The 14,608-nt window shown below is 63.9% G+C and carries 15 protein-coding genes and 1 tRNA gene; 8 read left to right on the plus strand and 8 right to left on the minus strand.

Annotation, left to right across the window (positions count from 1 at the left end; all coding sequences use genetic code 11):
* Positions 1–108: 108 nt before the first annotated feature.
* Both GA0061098_RS40610 and GA0061098_RS40615 read right to left on the minus strand, forming a co-directional pair.
* Complete coding sequence (locus GA0061098_RS40610; protein WP_091967273.1) at positions 109–2,874, minus strand: di-heme-cytochrome C peroxidase; 2,766 nt, start codon at positions 2,872–2,874, stop codon at positions 109–111.
* A 193-nt stretch (positions 2,875–3,067) separates the two neighbouring features.
* Positions 3,068–4,864, minus strand: coding sequence for an adenylate/guanylate cyclase domain-containing protein (locus tag GA0061098_RS40615; RefSeq protein ID WP_165637931.1), 1,797 nt, complete (start codon positions 4,862–4,864; stop codon positions 3,068–3,070).
* A gap of 248 nt (positions 4,865–5,112) precedes the next feature.
* Here GA0061098_RS40615 and GA0061098_RS40620 point away from each other — a divergent pair, with 248 nt between their 5' ends.
* On the plus strand, positions 5,113–5,745 hold the full coding sequence (locus GA0061098_RS40620; RefSeq protein ID WP_091967277.1) for a LysE family translocator: 633 nt from the start codon (positions 5,113–5,115) through the stop codon (positions 5,743–5,745).
* A 128-nt stretch (positions 5,746–5,873) separates the two neighbouring features.
* Here the strand turns inward: GA0061098_RS40620 and GA0061098_RS40625 are convergent, their stop codons facing one another.
* On the minus strand, positions 5,874–6,626 hold the full coding sequence (locus GA0061098_RS40625) for a sulfite exporter TauE/SafE family protein (RefSeq protein WP_091967279.1): 753 nt from the start codon (positions 6,624–6,626) through the stop codon (positions 5,874–5,876).
* Between the two features lie 89 nt (positions 6,627–6,715).
* On the opposite strand from GA0061098_RS40625, the gene GA0061098_RS40630 reads away from it, so the two are divergent.
* On the plus strand, positions 6,716–7,606 hold the full coding sequence (locus tag GA0061098_RS40630; protein ID WP_091967281.1) for a LysR substrate-binding domain-containing protein: 891 nt from the start codon (positions 6,716–6,718) through the stop codon (positions 7,604–7,606).
* Between the two features lie 19 nt (positions 7,607–7,625).
* Here GA0061098_RS40630 and GA0061098_RS40635 read toward each other — a convergent pair whose 3' ends face one another.
* From GA0061098_RS40635 to GA0061098_RS40645, 3 genes are all read right to left on the minus strand, one after another.
* A complete protein-coding gene (locus tag GA0061098_RS40635) occupies positions 7,626–8,591 on the minus strand; it encodes a Bug family tripartite tricarboxylate transporter substrate binding protein (RefSeq protein WP_091967283.1) in 966 nt (321 codons plus the stop codon).
* 21 nt (positions 8,592–8,612) lie between these two features.
* Positions 8,613–9,395 carry a histidinol-phosphatase gene (gene hisN / locus GA0061098_RS40640; protein WP_091967285.1) on the minus strand — a complete coding sequence of 261 codons (783 nt, stop codon included), beginning with the start codon at positions 9,393–9,395 and terminating at the stop codon, positions 8,613–8,615.
* Positions 9,396–9,927: 532 nt separating this feature from the next.
* Positions 9,928–10,818, minus strand: coding sequence for an N-formylglutamate amidohydrolase (locus tag GA0061098_RS40645; protein ID WP_018316156.1), 891 nt, complete (start codon positions 10,816–10,818; stop codon positions 9,928–9,930).
* 326 nt (positions 10,819–11,144) lie between these two features.
* Here GA0061098_RS40645 and cpdR point away from each other — a divergent pair, with 326 nt between their 5' ends.
* Both cpdR and GA0061098_RS40660 read left to right on the plus strand, forming a co-directional pair.
* Positions 11,145–11,504, plus strand: coding sequence for a cell cycle two-component system response regulator CpdR (cpdR, locus tag GA0061098_RS40655; RefSeq protein WP_007597092.1), 360 nt, complete (start codon positions 11,145–11,147; stop codon positions 11,502–11,504).
* Positions 11,505–11,579: 75 nt separating this feature from the next.
* A tRNA-Val gene (locus tag GA0061098_RS40660) sits at positions 11,580–11,654 on the plus strand.
* A 96-nt stretch (positions 11,655–11,750) separates the two neighbouring features.
* On the opposite strand, the gene GA0061098_RS40665 is transcribed toward GA0061098_RS40660, so the two are convergent.
* Positions 11,751–12,278, minus strand: a complete 528-nt coding sequence (locus tag GA0061098_RS40665) for a Cif family virulence factor (RefSeq protein WP_091967292.1) — start codon at positions 12,276–12,278, stop codon at positions 11,751–11,753.
* Between the two features lie 199 nt (positions 12,279–12,477).
* On the opposite strand from GA0061098_RS40665, the gene GA0061098_RS40670 reads away from it, so the two are divergent.
* The 4 genes from GA0061098_RS40670 (at position 12,478) to GA0061098_RS40685 (ending at position 14,084) form a co-directional block, all read left to right on the plus strand.
* Complete coding sequence (locus tag GA0061098_RS40670) at positions 12,478–12,705, plus strand: hypervirulence associated TUDOR domain-containing protein (RefSeq protein ID WP_091967286.1); 228 nt, start codon at positions 12,478–12,480, stop codon at positions 12,703–12,705.
* Between the two features lie 32 nt (positions 12,706–12,737).
* On the plus strand, positions 12,738–13,274 hold the full coding sequence (locus GA0061098_RS40675; protein WP_091967288.1) for a DUF488 domain-containing protein: 537 nt from the start codon (positions 12,738–12,740) through the stop codon (positions 13,272–13,274).
* Between the two features lie 73 nt (positions 13,275–13,347).
* Positions 13,348–13,833 (plus strand): L-2-amino-thiazoline-4-carboxylic acid hydrolase, encoded by a 486-nt coding sequence (locus GA0061098_RS40680; protein WP_091967290.1) that lies wholly within the window; start codon positions 13,348–13,350, stop codon positions 13,831–13,833.
* A 5-nt stretch (positions 13,834–13,838) separates the two neighbouring features.
* A complete protein-coding gene (locus GA0061098_RS40685) occupies positions 13,839–14,084 on the plus strand; it encodes a hypothetical protein (protein WP_091967294.1) in 246 nt (81 codons plus the stop codon).
* A 202-nt stretch (positions 14,085–14,286) separates the two neighbouring features.
* Here the strand turns inward: GA0061098_RS40685 and GA0061098_RS40690 are convergent.
* Positions 14,287–14,608, minus strand: a 322-nt coding sequence (locus GA0061098_RS40690) for a transposase (protein ID WP_129591080.1), incomplete at its 5' end; no start/stop codon positions are given.

Raw genomic sequence — 14,608 nt, forward strand, 5'->3', positions numbered from 1 at the left:
AAACTCCGTCATGCCCGGGCTTGTCCCGGGCATCCACGGTCTTCGCGCCGGGTGGCAAGACGTGGATGGCTGGGACAAGCCCGGCCATGATGAAGAACTCTGGTCGCGCTACAGCGTCTTCAAATACTCGATCAGATCGTAGCGCTCGTTATCGTCCTTGAACACGCGGCCGATGACGCCATCGCGCTTCGGTTCGCCTTCCTTGCGCTCGAAGGAATGACCGAGCACGCTGTTGCCCTGGATCGGGTCCTTCTCCGATCCCGCCGAGAACTCCGTTTCGCCCGTCTTGCATTTCTTATCCGCGGTCACCGCAAAGCCGACGGTGACGGGATCATAGTCGCGGCGGCCCATGCAGAATTTGGTCGGGCGCTCGCTCGCCGGCTTCAGCAACCAGTACAGCGAAGGCACCGAACCGTTGTGCAGATAGGGCGCCGTTGCCCAGATGCCGTTCAGCGGACGCGCCCGATAGCGCGGATCAGGCGCCGGATTGAGACAATTCTTGCGCGCGAGATTCCATATTTTCGCCCGTTCCGCCTCCGGGACCTTCTCGTCGTCCATCCATTTACGGGCCACGAGGTCGACCACCGTCATCAGGCCGAGCGCATAGACCATCTCATTGGGTGATTTGCTCGCGGTGGGGATGTCGCATTGCCACCATTTCTGGAGGTCGGCCGTATTCACCTTCAGGAAGCCGGGCACATCGACGATCCTGTTGCTGAGAACAAGAGATTGTTCGGGATCCGTATTGATCTCCTTGAGGGAAATCGTGACCGCGTTCAGCACCTTGCTGTCGCCGTTCGGCTCCCAATGTGTCGAGGACCAGAAAGCCTTGGTGTTGACGGCCGGCAGGTGACATCCGGAGCACATCTCGGTGTAGATCTTGCGGCCGTTCTCGACCTTGGCCTGATCGATCCTCCATGCATCGCCGAGGATCTGCGAGGGCCATTGCGGCGCCAGCAGGCCGCCGAATTTCGGATCGGCAGAGGGATCGGCCGGCTTGAACGGATCGGGGCCTCTCAGCATGTCCTCGATCCAGCCGAGTGTCCTGATGTTCACCGAGGACCGCCACAGCCGGTCCTCCGGATAGGCGTCGGACAGGTTGAGCAGCGCGGTCACGCCGAGCGCTTCGCCGGCGTTGCGGATCAACGGCTGCTCGATCGACGCGTCGTACTGGGCGAATTTGAACCAGGGCACGGTCCAGATCGCGGGGTAGCTGACCGGGGCATCCTGGGCATGCAGGTTCTTCTCGAAGCCCTTGATCCCGCTCAGCGCGAGATCCTGCGAGAAGACCTGGTTGCCGATGCGATTGAGAGCGTCGAGGCGGCCGAACCCTTCCTCCGTGTCCTGCTGCTGCCTGCCGTTCCAGGTCTTCTTGCTTTCAACGGTCTTTTGCTGGGTTTTCGCCCAGTCGATCAGGAACGTGCCGATTGCGCTGAGCTTCTGCTTGAGCGCGGCGCGGTCCGTCTTGCTGGCATCGGGGCCAAGCACGCGATCGGCAAAGCGCTGGAAGCGGAACGGGACATACAGGGTGTAGGCGATCGAAAGGCCGGTCGAGAGCTCCAGCTTCTTCAGATCGGTCATGGCCGGGCCGCCGTCGAAGCGCACGTCCACGCCCTGGTAATGGATCTGGCCGGTGTGGCAGGCCGCGCAGGTCAGCCCGATCTTGTCTTCCTCGCGACGGCCGGTCGCGGGATCGACGACGCCGGTCATCCGCGCGAAGCCGACCGGCAGGCCGTCGACGTTCTCCACCGGCGTCCATCTGGTCGACCAGTCCGCCGCCTGCGTCGTCTCGTAGACATTGGCGTAACCGAAGCGACGCAACGTCGTCGTGTCGGTCTGGATCGATTGCGGGCTCGGGATGAAGCCGAAGCCTTCGAGATAGGCGCTCTCCTTCATCATGCCGGGCTTCGAGAACAGATGAAGGCGTGGCTGCTCCAGCGCCATGAACCATTCATAGGGCACGGGGAAGGTCGCGGTGCCCTGGCTGGCATGATGGAACCAGTGCCGGTCCTTCAGCGACCAGTTCTGCTCGAGCCAGAAGGCGGCCTTCGTCTCCGGGACCGCAGGCAAGGGCGGCGGCAAGAGATTTACGAGAATTCCCTTCTGCGGCAGCACGGCACGGATCTGATTGGGGAATTCGGCCACCGCGACGAGGGCGACAAGACCGAGGCCGATGAGGAGTGCTGCAAGCTTAAGCGTGCCCCGCACGACGCGCTGGCAGGTCGATAGCACCGGTTGCGATACGAGCCGCTGATTGATGCTGTCAGGAAATTGGCGCTCGTTGAACAGCGTGCGCACGTCGGCAACGCTGAGATAGCGATCCTCGCCCGTGCCCTTGCCGATGATCTTCAGGAGGATTGGCCATTCGAACTTCATCAGCAGCGGGTAGTACCAGCGCGCGGCGCTGCCGGCGCGCTTGAGGTTGTCGCGCATGAAGATGTCGATTTCCGAGGCGTTGAGGCCCAGCTCGGAGCCGCCGTTCGGATCGGTGTAAGTCCGGCCGAAACTCGCGAACCGCGCGATCTCCTCTTCATTGACCGTGCCGTCGACGCCGAGGATGCGCGAGCCGGCACCGCGCTTGTCCAGCGGGCCGCCGCGCAGCGCATCGAGCTGCGCGCCCGAAAAGATGCTCTTGAGGATGTGACCGAGACCGTTGGCGATGAGCGCCACGCCGCGGACCTGGAACCGGGCAGACGCCTTTTTCAGCCCGGTTTCGCCGGTCGCGTTCGCGATCGTCTCCGACAGCTTGCCGAGCGGGACAGTACCACCCTCGACAAAGCCCTCGCCGACGAGGCCGCGCAGGAATGGGCAGGGATTGTTCGGCGAGACCTGGATCGAGGGGTCGAGCGGCGGTTTCGAAGCGGGGTCATGCATGGCCCAAAATCCTGAAAACAGCGAATCGTGAAATGAGGCGCCGATCAAGCGCGGAAAGTCCTAACAAACCGACAGCAGACTATACTACTTCAGCGTGTGGCGAAGTGTGGCCGAATTCACTGTCCTGTCAACAAGTGCAGGAGGGTTTGGCCGAAGACTGAGGGAACGGCTGCGGGGGACCGCGGCCTGCCGGTCAGGACTCGGCGACGCGTTTGACGTCGCTCTGAACCAGGGTCAGCTTGCCGAGCGGTACGCCGGCCTTCAGCAGCCCCTCGCGATAGTGGGCAAGGTCCTCGGGCCGCTTCCAGTGGAAGTTGCGCAAGTGACGATCGACATTGAGGGTCGGGTAGTTGCCCATCAGCACGCCCGTCGCCTCGCTCGCCTCGGTGGTCCGACCCAATTGTGCCAGGGCCGCGGCGCGGATCGCCAGCGCCTGCATGTGGTTGGGGTTGATGTAGAGCTGCTCGCGCGCCCATGACAGGGTCGCGTCATATTGGCGCAACAGATAATGACTGAAGGCGTTCAGCGCCGCCCATTGGTAGCGCGGGTCGCTGTTGTCGCGCTGCGCGGCCATCGAGAACAGCTCGATCGCCTCACGGTGCTCGCCGATGACGAAATGGCAGATGCCGAGCACGCCGCGCGCGCCCATGTCGTAGGGATTGAGCGCGACTGCGCGCTTGGCCGCGTCCATCGCCGCCTCGTAATGCCCTTCCATGGCGTGCGCCCAGGACAGGATCGAGAACGCAAAGGACGAGCGAGGGTCGAGCCGGACGCTGGTTTCGGCGAGGTTCATCGCCTCGGCCCACATTTCGCGCGTGCCCTTGACCCAGCCGAATTGGATGCTCTGGATCTGGATCGTGGCGAGATAGGCGTGCGCGATCGACAGTTTGGGATCCACCCTGATGGCCTCCCGGAACAGGTCGACGGCGGCAGTCAGGTCCTCCTTGGTCTGTCGGTAGTAATGCGACAGCCCCTTGAGGAAGCGATCCCAGGCGGTGACGTCCGTCGAGAGCCGCGCGGGCGCCGAGGCTTCGGCACGGACGATCTCGGTGGCGATGGCGGCGGACAAATTGGTCGTGATCTCGTCCTGCATCGCGAAGAAGTCGCCGATGTCGCGGTCGTAACGGCCGGTCCAGAGCTGCTCGCCGGTCTCTGGCGCGATCAGCTCGGCGGTGACGCGGATCTTGGCTCCGGCGCGCCGTACCGAACCCTGGATCAAATAGGTGGCGTCGATCTCGCGCGCGATCAGGCGGGTGCTGGTGTTCCTGCCCTTGAAGGCGAAGGTCGAGTTGCGGCTCAGCACGCGATAGAAGGATTGCAGCGACAGCGCGTGGATCAGATCCTCGGTGAGGCCGTCGGAGAAATACTCGTCCTGGGCATCGCTGAGATTGGCGAACGGCAGCACGCCGACGATCGCGGTGCGGTACTGTTGCGAGAGGGCGGACGCCTCCCGGAGCTCGGGGGCGAGCGCCGGTGCACCCTCCGGTGTCCAGGTCCAGACCCCGACCGCATCCTTGATGTTCTTGAAGCGATGATTGCCGGCATCGACCAGCGGCACGCTGAGATGCTTGCTCGCCTCCTTGTAGGCCTTGGCCGAGATCGCAAAGCCGCCGGGGCTCGCGACCGATTCCAGGCGGACGGCAATGTTGACATCGTCACCGAATACCTCGTCCTCATCGGCGATGACATCGCCCATGTGGATGCCGAGGCGGAACTGCATGGCGCGGTCGGCCGGCAGATGGTGGTTACGCTCCGCCATCAGCGTCTGCATCGCGATCGCGGCCTCGGTGGCGCCGACGATCGAGGCGAACTCCAGCAGGAAGCCATCGCCGGTGTTCTTCACGACGCGGCCGCCGTGATTGAGGATGATCGGGTGGATCGCGCTGCGATGGGCCTTGAAGGCGGCATGGGTGCCGGCCTCGTCGCTGCCCATCATGCGCGAATAGCCGGCGACATCGGCGCAGACGATGGCTGCCAGACGTCTTTCCATATCCCGGAAGCTCCAAGGGATCGATAAGCGATCGTGAAGGGACCTGGGACTGGCCACGGCGTGGCAAGTCGGCTCGAATCCCGCATTTCAAGAACCTCGCCTTTATAAAGCAGATGTGGCCGAGCGGAAGCATGATCCGCATTGCAAATTCGAGGTAAATCCTCCGCAATCCCGGCGGTGGACGGCGGCGGCCGAACCGACTAAGCGGAATTGCGCCAGCCGGAACGGGCGGCAGGGGGCACCTTTGCATGCTGGGCATTCACGAAATCGGGCTCTTCATCCTGTCGGGCGTACTGCTCAACATCACGCCCGGGCCTGATTCCGTCTACGTCATCGGTCGCAGCATGCAGATGGGCTGGCGAGGCGGCGCCGCGGCCGCATTCGGCATCAGTTGCGGCTGTTTTGTCCATGTCGCGGCCGCCGCGATCGGCCTTTCGGCCCTGCTGATGGCCTCGTCGACCGCCTTTTCGATCCTGAAGCTGGTCGGCGCGGCCTATCTCGTGTTCACCGGGCTTCAGATGCTGTGGTCGCGCCCGGTGCTGGCGGCGGCGATCGACGAGCCGGTGCGGAGCTCGCTGCGGCGGGTCTTCCTCCAAGGGGTCTTCACCAACGCGCTCAATCCCAAGGTCGCGCTGTTCTTCCTGGCCTTCCTGCCGCAATTCGTCGCGGCCGATTCACCGCACAAGCCGCTCGCCTTCCTGACGCTCGGCCTGATCTTCATCTCTACAGGGACGCTATGGTGCCTGGTGCTGGCCGCGTTCGCGGCGAAAGCCGCCCACCGGCTGCGCGAATCCGAAGGGGCGATCGCCTGGGTCAACCGCGCGCTCGGCGGCCTCTTCATCTATCTCGGCATCCGCGTCGCGATGCTGGAGACGCGGTAGCTCGTTCGAACGATGATGACCGCGTAGGTGCGTAGGGTGGGTTAGCCGAAGGCGTAACCCACCACTGTTCGTATCCGCGGCGGCAGAAGAGGTGGGTTACGCTTCGCTAACCCACCCTACGATCTGCCTCATGCGAACTCTTTCGCCAGCGCGCTGCCGGCGAGGTAAAGGCCGAGCAGGATCATCGCGATCAGGAACCAGCGGCGGAACGCTTCGGCCGGCATCCGTGCTCGCACCGACTGTCCCACGAACATGCCGGCAAAAGCCATGGCCATGCCCACCGCGCCCGGCACGACATTGGCTGGCGTCAACAGCCCAACGGCGGTGAGGTTGAAGGCGAGCGCCAGTGTCGCTGTCGTGAAGAACACGCCGAGCGCCTGCACCAGCTCGTCCTTCTCCATGCCGATCGCCTGCATGAACGGCATCGAGGGGATCACCTGCACGCCTGTCGAGGCCGAGATCACGCCGGTGACGACACCGACCACGCCGCCCACCCATTTCTCGTTTTGTGGCGCGACGCGGAATTGGAACTTGTTCAGACCGATCACGGCATAGATGACGAGCAGGACGCCGAGCACGATCGTGCCGTAGCGCGCATGCGGCCCGGTCAGCGCGCCGGCATTGAGCCAGCATCCGATCACGGTGCCGATCATCAGCGGCCACAGCCGCTTCAGGATGTCGCGCAGATACGGGCCGACGAAGGTCTGCCAGATGTTGGTGACGATGGCGGGCACGATGACGATGGCGATCGCGCGGCTCGGCGTCATGCTCACCGCGAGCAGGCCCATGGACACGGTCGGCAGGCCGAGCCCGACCACGCCCTTGACGAATCCGGCGATCAGGAAGACGGCGGCGATGACAATGAGAAGCGGGTCGATCATGTCGGCACATTGACCTAAGCGGCGATCAGGCACAATCTGGAGGTTACGCAGACAGCCTTCGTGAACTACGAAGGCTGGGGAGACCTGCCATGCGTTTCGACCTCGTCGACCTCCAGCTCTTCATCGCGGTCGCCGACCAGCGCAGCATCACCCGCGGTGCGGAGCGGTCGCATCTGGCGCTGGCTTCGGCCAGCGCGCGCATCAAGGGGCTCGAGGACGCGCTCGGCGTCGCGCTGCTCAAGCGCGGGCGGCGCGGCGTCGAGCTGACCGCGGCCGGCGAGAGCCTGCTCGACCATGCGCGGCTGGTCATCCACCAGATCGACGCCATGCGCGGCGATCTCGCCGGCTTTGCCTCTGGCGTGCGCGCCAGCGTGCATTTTCTCGCCAACACCTCCGGCCTGTCCGAGCATCTGCCAAAGGCGCTGGCCGGCTTCCTGCGCGAGCACCGCGACGTCGCCATCGACATCGAGGAGCGCGAGAGCACCGACATCGCGGCGGCGATCACTGCAGGTGCCGCCGATCTCGGCTTCGCCGCCGAGCACGCGCTGCCCGACCATATCGAGCGTTTTGTGTTCAGCGAGGATCGTCTGACGCTCGTGACCTCGCGCCGCGGCCCGTTCGCCGGCCGTCGTCAGATCGATTTCCAGGAGGCGGGGGCGTGCGACTTCGTTGGCCTGACCAGCGCCACCGCGCTCCAGATGCATATTTCGAAGCACGCGGCGCGGCTCGGCATGCGCCCGCATTTCCGCGCACGCCTGCGCGATTTCGACGCGATCTGCCAGATGGTCGCCGCCGATGTCGGCGTTGCCCTCGTGCCGGAATCCGCCGCCCGCCGCTGCGCCAAGCTGATGCCGCTCGCCATCGTCCGCCTGCGCGATGCCTTCGCCAACCGCCGCCTCGTGATCTGCGCGCGCAGCTTCAAGGCGCTGCCGCGGCCGACCAAGATGCTGGTGGAGCATTTGCGGGCGGCGGCGGTGTGAGGGGGAGGGTAAGAGAGAGCTACTTCGCCGTCTCCACGCCCGCGTCCTTGATCACCTTGGCCCATTTCGCGGTCTCATCCGCGATGAACTGGCGAAAATGTTCCGGCTCGTCGCCGACCAGCGTCGCACCCTGCTGGCCAAGCTTCTCCTTCACCGCCGGATCCGCCATTGCCTTGGTGGCGAGAGCATGCAGCGCCGTGACGATCTCCTTCGGTGTGCCCTTCGGCGCGACCATGCCGTACCAGTTCTCGATGTGGAGGCCGGCAAAACCCGCTTCCGCGGTGGTCGGGACATCGGGCGCGGTCGGCGCCCGCGCGGCCGAGCCGACCGCGATGGGGTGCAGCACGCCGGCCTTGACCTGCGGCAGCAGCACGGGAAGATCGAGAAAAGTCATCTGTACCTGCTGGCCCAAGAGATCGTTCACGGCCGGAGCTGCGCCCCGATAGGGCACGTGGACGATGTCGATCTTCGCCGTCAGCTTGAACAGTTCACCGGCGAGATGCGGCAGGCTGCCGGGGCCGGAGGAGGCGAAGTTGAGCTTTCCCGGCTGCGCCTTGGCCAGCGCGATCAATTCGCCGATGTCCTTGGCGGGCACGTTGGTGGCGACCACGAGCATCTCCGGCACCGTCGCAACCAGCGTCACCGGTGTGAGGTCGCTCAAGGTGTCGTAGGCGACTTTCTCCATGCTCGGGCTGATTGCGAGCGCGCCGGCTGAGGAGATCGCGATGGTGTAGCCGTCGGGGGCGGCCTTGGAGACCGCATCGGTGCCGAGCACGCCGCCCTGGCCGCCGCGATTGTCGATCAGCACCGGCTGCCCCGATAGCTCCGACATGCGCTGGCCGATCACACGCGCGATGATGTCGTTGGGGCCGCCGGCCGGAAACGGCACGATCAGCTTGATCGGCTTCGTCGGAAAAGTCTGCGCGGACGCCAGCGTCGGCAGCAGCAGCAGTAATCCAAGAAGAAGCCTGCGTGAGATGGTCATGCAAGCCCCCGCTCGCGTTTGTTATTGGTTGAGCAGCTTCAGTGCTTCTTCGTGAACCCTGGCATCCCCGGCCGCGACGATGCGTCCGCCGCCCTGGGCCGGCTTGCCTTCCCAGGTGGTGACGACGCCGCCGGCGCCGGTCACGATCGGGATCAGCGCTGCGATGTCGTAAGGCTTCAGCTCGGTCTCGACGACGAGATCGACGTGGCCGGCCGCCAGCATGCAATAGGAGTAGCAGTCGCCGCCGTAGCGCGACAGACGCGCGCCCTTCTCGATACGGCTGAAAACGGCGCGGTCGCGGTCGTTCATCAGGAGCGGGCTGGTGGTGTAGGTCGTGGCTTCCGAAAGCGAGGCGCAGCGGCGAACCTGGAGCCGGCGCTCGCCGGACGGGCCCTTGTAGTTGGCCGAACCGTTGTCGCCGGAGAAGCGCTCGCCGATGAAGGGCTGGTGCATCATGCCGTACACCGGCGCGCCCTTGTGCAGCAGTGCGATCAGCGTCCCCCAGATCGGAAAGCCGCCGATGAAGGATTTGGTGCCGTCGATGGGGTCGAGCACCCAGACATAGTCGGCCTCCTCGCGCTCGTTGCCGAATTCCTCGCCGACGATGCCGTGCTGAGGGAAGTTGGCCTTGATCAGTCGCCGCATCACCGCCTCCGCGGCGCGGTCGGCCTCCGTGACGGGGTCGAAATCCTTGGTCTTGCTCTTGTCGTCGATCGACAGCGAGGTGCGGAAGAACGGCAGGATGGTTTCGCCGGAGGCGGTGGCGAGCCGTCCGATGAAGGCGGAAAAGTCGATCACCGTCACAGGCCGAATCCTCAAAGCGAAGGTTGGATGGAGCTCCCCTCTTGCCTAGCTCAATTCGCCTCCCGCGTGCAGCGCTGTCTTGATCTTGCACCCTGGTATTTTGGATGCCGAAGACCGCTGCCTCATCCAAGTCATCTGCTGGCCAAATATCGATCACAGAGTTGAAAACTTAGTTCCGAGTATGCCTTGTTCGTATGCAAATGGCTATCAACCCATTGAATTTCCTTATCAAAGAAACTGAATCTGGGTTTCCATAGAAGCAAGTGAGCCATGTGCGTATTGCATGGGAAACGGCTCAAAAGCCCTTGCACTTTGTGCGTCGCGGTCGCATATTGTTGCGGTGCGGTAGCGCTTGGCGTTACCGCTGCCCTCCTTGGGCGTTTCCTCCCTAGACTTGGGCCGCTAGCGTCATTCGCGAGCGGCCCTTTTTTCTTTGCTGCCCTGTCTTCGTTTCGAAGCGCGCAGCGAAAGCGAAGCGAAGGCGCGTTCGCACAGTCACAGACAACACGATCTGACGAAGAGAAGCCGGCGCCTATTCCGCCGCGGCTTGGAACGGGCCGAGATCGCCGAACGGAATCGTGGTCGCCAGCACGTCGGCGAGAACGCCGAAGTCGGACGCCACTTGTGCAAAGCGTGCACTCCGCTCGCGCCGCCGCTCGTCCATATAGATCGCGCGGTTGAGCTCGAGCTGTACCGCGTGCAGGCCGCTCGCGGGATTGCCGTAATGCTCGGTGATGAAGCCGCCGGCATAGGGCTTGTTGCGGCCGATCGAATAGCCGAGCCCGGTCATGGTCTCCTCGACCCGGTCGGGCAGAAGCGGGGTGCAGCTCGTGCCGTAGCGGTCGCCGATCACGACGTCGGGCCGGCGCGGCTCGTCCCTGCTGACGCCGACCGACGGCATCGAATGGCAGTCGACCAGCACCACGGTGCCGAACATCTGGTGCACCTTGTTGATCAGCCGGCGCAGTGCGCGGTGGTAGGGCTTGTACAGCGTCTCGATCCGCCCCAGCGCATCGTCGACCAGGATGCGGTCGCGGTAGATCTCCTGGCCGTCGCCGACCACGCGCGGAATGGTGCCGAGCCCGCCGGCGACCCGCATCGAGCGGGTATTGGCAAAGCTCGGCAGCCGTCCGCTGAACATGCGGGGATCGAGCTCATAGGGCTCGCGATTGACGTCGACATAGGAGCGGGGAAAGTTGACCCGCACGGTCGGAAAGCCGCGCTCGCTCAAGTGGCCGATCAGCTCGTCCATGAAGGAATCTTCGGACCGCCGTAGCGTCGGCAGGTCGATCCTGGACGCCGCGAGGAATTCGTCCGGATAGGTCGAGCCGGAATGGGGCGAGTTGAAGATGACAGGCGCGCGCCATTGCGCGGGCTCAACGATCTCGAAGGCTGGCGACACCTCGCCGTCAAACCGGGTCATCTTCTCAGGCTTCGTCCCTTAGCGGCAGGATCCGGGCCTCGGATCGAATTGATTCGGCCGATCGATGCGGCTCTTATGTGTCGTCATTGTCCGGAATCGCAACCATTCTGCCAAGCGAAAAGATGTGATTGGCGCTGGAACATGTCTTAACCGTGTGGGTAGGGAAGCGGGGACGCGCCGGCGCGGCTCGATTGATTCGAGCGGCATTCCGGTTCACAAGGACCGGCAACGCAGCCCGTTTGGGGTTAAGATTTTCACCCCAAATTTACCCTCTATCGGGCTTAGTAACCTTTGCTGATATCCTCTGGGGAGTCGACTTTCCTGCCATGCCAAAGATCCTCCTCGCCGAAGACGACAACGACATGCGCCGTTTCCTGGTCAAGGCGCTGGAAAACGCCGGTTTTCAGGTCTCGTCCCACGACAACGGCATGGCCGCCTATCAACGGTTGCGGGAAGAGCCGTTCGAGATGCTGCTCACCGACATCGTGATGCCGGAGATGGACGGCATCGAGCTCGCCCGCCGGGCCTCGGAACTCGACCCCGACATCAAGATCATGTTCATCACCGGCTTCGCCGCGGTCGCCCTGAACTCGGATTCGGACGCCCCCAAGAACGCCAAGGTGCTGTCCAAGCCCGTGCATTTGCGCGAATTGGTCAGCGAAGTGAACAAGATGCTGGCGGCCTAAATCGGCCCCGTTCCGTCCTTGCGCAGGGTCCCCTCGTCCGTTATAGGGACCCCACCCGACGTAAGTGGACTATTAGGGCACGTAGCTCAGCGGGAGAGCACTACCTTGACATGGTAGGGGTCACAGGTTCGATCCCTGTCGTGCCCACCATCCTTCGCTCGCGATAGCGAGAGAAGGATGCCGCGCCGAAGCCCAAAGGGCGCAGGCGGGCTGCCGCCGCGAGCTTCGGCTCGGCAAGCCACCAATCTATTTCAGTTCCGTGTTCGCCACCGGCAGGATGGAGGCGACATGCCAGCCGGTCGCATCCTGAACGTAGGTCTGGCTGATCAGAAACGTATTTTGTTGCGAGGGCTTGCCCGAAAGGCCGCGTGTGAAAACGATGGGAACGAGGATCTGCATCACCTCGTTCGAGATCACCGCAACGTGGAATTTCGACATGTCGGGTTCGAGGTGCCAGGTGCCCTCGTAATACGCCTTGAACCGGGTGGCGACCGCATCGCGGCCTCGCGTCTCGATGCCTCTCGCAAACAACAGCGTGCCGGGCGAATTCCAGAGCATCACCTTCACATCGTCCGCATCATGCGCATTCTGCGCAGCGATGAATTTTTCGAAGATGGTTCTTGCCTCCGCGTCATTTGCGGCAGCTTGCGCGCCTCCTGCTGGCCAGAACGCTGCGGCGAGGAGCAGCGCTGCGGTCGCCGCCGCAGCACGACGACGGCATCGCGCAAATGGCCGCGGCCTGATGGAGCCTCGAGACATCTCGGAAGGGGGCATGGTCACCTCTCGTTTTGAATGACGATCGTAATATCATCAATCGCCTCGCCGACCTTTCAGGATTGTGCGATCCGCGGTTACCGCTGCATCACGTCTTCGTTGCCCACGCCTTGGTGGACTGCCGCAGGGATTTAGCCTGCCCTCGCACGGTCGGGGGACCCCCTTGGAACAGGCCGATGCTGCCGCGCATTGATCCGCCATGTCCAAGACCCCCGGAAAAAGGTTTGCCGTCGGCGACCACGTCAGCTGGAATTCCGAGGCCGGCCGGGTGCGCGGCCATATCCTCCGCGTGCACACCGCCGACGTCGATTACAAGGGCTACGTCCATCACGCCACGCCCGACGATCCGCAGTTCGAGATCAGGAGCGACAAGACCGATCACGTCGCCCTGCACAAGGGCCGCGCATTGCGGTCGTTGAAAAGCTGACGGCCCGCGAGCCGAGCGGTCGAGGTGTCACCATGGCTCATCCGTTCTTCACCATCGGCCACGCCACACGTTCGATCGAGGAATTCGTCGAATTGTTGCAGGACAGCGCGGTCACCTTCGTGGTTGACGTTCGGACCGTGCCCCGCTCCCGTACCAACCCGCAGTACAATCGCGAGACCCTGCCGCAATCGCTCGCGGCTGCTTCGATCGGCTACGAGCACATTGCCTCGCTCGGCGGCCTGCGCAGCCGCAAGCGCGAGGTGCCGCGCGAGACCAATGCCTTCTGGCAGAACGTCAGCTTTCACAATTACGCCGACCACGCGATGGGCGCGGCCTTTCACGAAGGGCTCGCACATTTGCGCGCCGTCGGGCAGGTGGAGCGCTGCGCCATCATGTGCGCGGAAACATTGTGGTGGCGATGTCACCGTCGGATCATCACGGACTATCTGCTCGCGGCGGGCGAGACGGTGTTCCACATTCTCGGACCGGGGCAGGTCAAACCGGCTGAAATGAATCCGGCGGCGAGGGGCACGGCTGACGGCCGCCTGGCCTACCCGGCCGAGAGTTAGCCAATCCTCGCCGCGGGGATTATGCTTACGCTCCATCCTGGCTACGATGTGGCCTTCCGACGCGAGCCCGCCCATGAGCATATCCGTCATCGAGCAAGCAAAAATCCAGGCCCAGGTGCTGGTGCCGCTGGTTAGGGCGCTCCAGGCCGAGCTCGGCGAGGCGCGCGCCAACACGCTGGTGCGCAAGGCGCTCGGCGATCTCTATCGCGGCTTCGGCGAGGAATTCTGGAAGGCCAAGAACCAGGGCGAGAGCGAAGCCGATCTTGGCAAGGCCGTATCTTCTGCCTTCAAGACCTACTCCCGTGACGACGCACTCGCCTATGACGTCATCGAGCAGTCGCATGATGCCTTTGCCTTCGACGTCAAGCGCTGCGCCTATGCCGAATTCTACAAGGCGCTCGGCGAACCGGAGCTCGGCTTCCTCCTGATCTGCACGGCCGATTTTGCGACCGCGGAAGGCTTTGGTCCCGACATCAAGCTCACGCGGACGCAGACGATCATGCAAGGCGCGTCCCATTGCGACTTCCGCTACAGGCGCGACGGAGGCGCATCACAGTGAAGGGGCTGACGCGGGCGAGCTGTCTTGCCGCGGCGGCGCTGTCGCTGATCGCCTCGCGCGCCGATGCCGCAATCATCGACTGGCAGGCCGAACTTCAGCGTTGCCGTGAGCTGCGCGCGAGCGTGGCGCCGCTGCTTCAGGCCGGCGAGGGGATATCCGCCGTCGGCCGCTCCAACAGATCCGTCCGTCGCTGCATCTGGATCCAGCGCATGGCGGTGCGGAAGAAAATCCCGGGCGCGGAAGCGTGGTAGCGCTCCGTCATGACGGTGTGGAGGGAGCGACGCCTGCAGCTCCATAACCGTCACCCCCGCGCAACGGAGAAGCCGTTGTCGCTGGAGGTGGCCGCTTCTTCAGCGGCCCTCGAAGGGCGACGGCCCGGCTCCATCCGGGCCGTTCATCCTTCGAGGCTTGCCCTGCTTTGCAGGGCGCGCACCTCAGCGACTGTGTTCTTTGTCAAGCGGGTTGCCATGGTTTTCGATCCCTGAGCATGGCGTTGAGGATGGTGATGAGCTTGCGGGCCACGGCGATGAGGGCGACCATTTTCGGCTTACCGGCGCTGACGAGGTGACGATAGAAGAGCTTGAGCTTCGTGTGGCATCGGATGGCCGACAGGGCGGCCATGTAAAGAGCTGCCCGCAAGGCGGTGCGTCCGCCACCGATCTTACTCCGGCCTTTCCATCGGCCGGACTGACGGACGAAGGGAGCAAGCCCGGCAAGGCTTGCGATCTGGCGGCGATTGAGCGCGCCAAGCTCAGGCACCTCGGCAAGGAAGGTG

The sequence above is a fragment of the Bradyrhizobium shewense genome (assembly GCF_900094605.1).
GTDB classification, from domain to species: domain Bacteria; phylum Pseudomonadota; class Alphaproteobacteria; order Rhizobiales; family Xanthobacteraceae; genus Bradyrhizobium; species Bradyrhizobium shewense.

Coding starts and splice junctions, on each gene's coding strand:
- GA0061098_RS40610 (WP_091967273.1), bottom strand. CDS start 2,874: ATGCATGACCCCGCTTCGAAACCGCCGCTCGACCCCTCGATCCAGGTC.
- GA0061098_RS40665 (WP_091967292.1), bottom strand. CDS start 12,278: ATGCCCCCTTCCGAGATGTCTCGAGGCTCCATCAGGCCGCGGCCATTT.
- GA0061098_RS40635 (WP_091967283.1), bottom strand. CDS start 8,591: ATGACCATCTCACGCAGGCTTCTTCTTGGATTACTGCTGCTGCTGCCG.
- GA0061098_RS40630 (WP_091967281.1), top strand. CDS start 6,716: ATGCGTTTCGACCTCGTCGACCTCCAGCTCTTCATCGCGGTCGCCGAC.
- cpdR (WP_007597092.1), top strand. CDS start 11,145: ATGCCAAAGATCCTCCTCGCCGAAGACGACAACGACATGCGCCGTTTC.
- GA0061098_RS40620 (WP_091967277.1), top strand. CDS start 5,113: ATGCTGGGCATTCACGAAATCGGGCTCTTCATCCTGTCGGGCGTACTG.
- GA0061098_RS40675 (WP_091967288.1), top strand. CDS start 12,738: ATGGCTCATCCGTTCTTCACCATCGGCCACGCCACACGTTCGATCGAG.
- GA0061098_RS40615 (WP_165637931.1), bottom strand. CDS start 4,864: ATGGAAAGACGTCTGGCAGCCATCGTCTGCGCCGATGTCGCCGGCTAT.
- GA0061098_RS40680 (WP_091967290.1), top strand. CDS start 13,348: ATGAGCATATCCGTCATCGAGCAAGCAAAAATCCAGGCCCAGGTGCTG.
- GA0061098_RS40645 (WP_018316156.1), bottom strand. CDS start 10,818: ATGACCCGGTTTGACGGCGAGGTGTCGCCAGCCTTCGAGATCGTTGAG.
- GA0061098_RS40625 (WP_091967279.1), bottom strand. CDS start 6,626: ATGATCGACCCGCTTCTCATTGTCATCGCCGCCGTCTTCCTGATCGCC.
- GA0061098_RS40670 (WP_091967286.1), top strand. CDS start 12,478: ATGTCCAAGACCCCCGGAAAAAGGTTTGCCGTCGGCGACCACGTCAGC.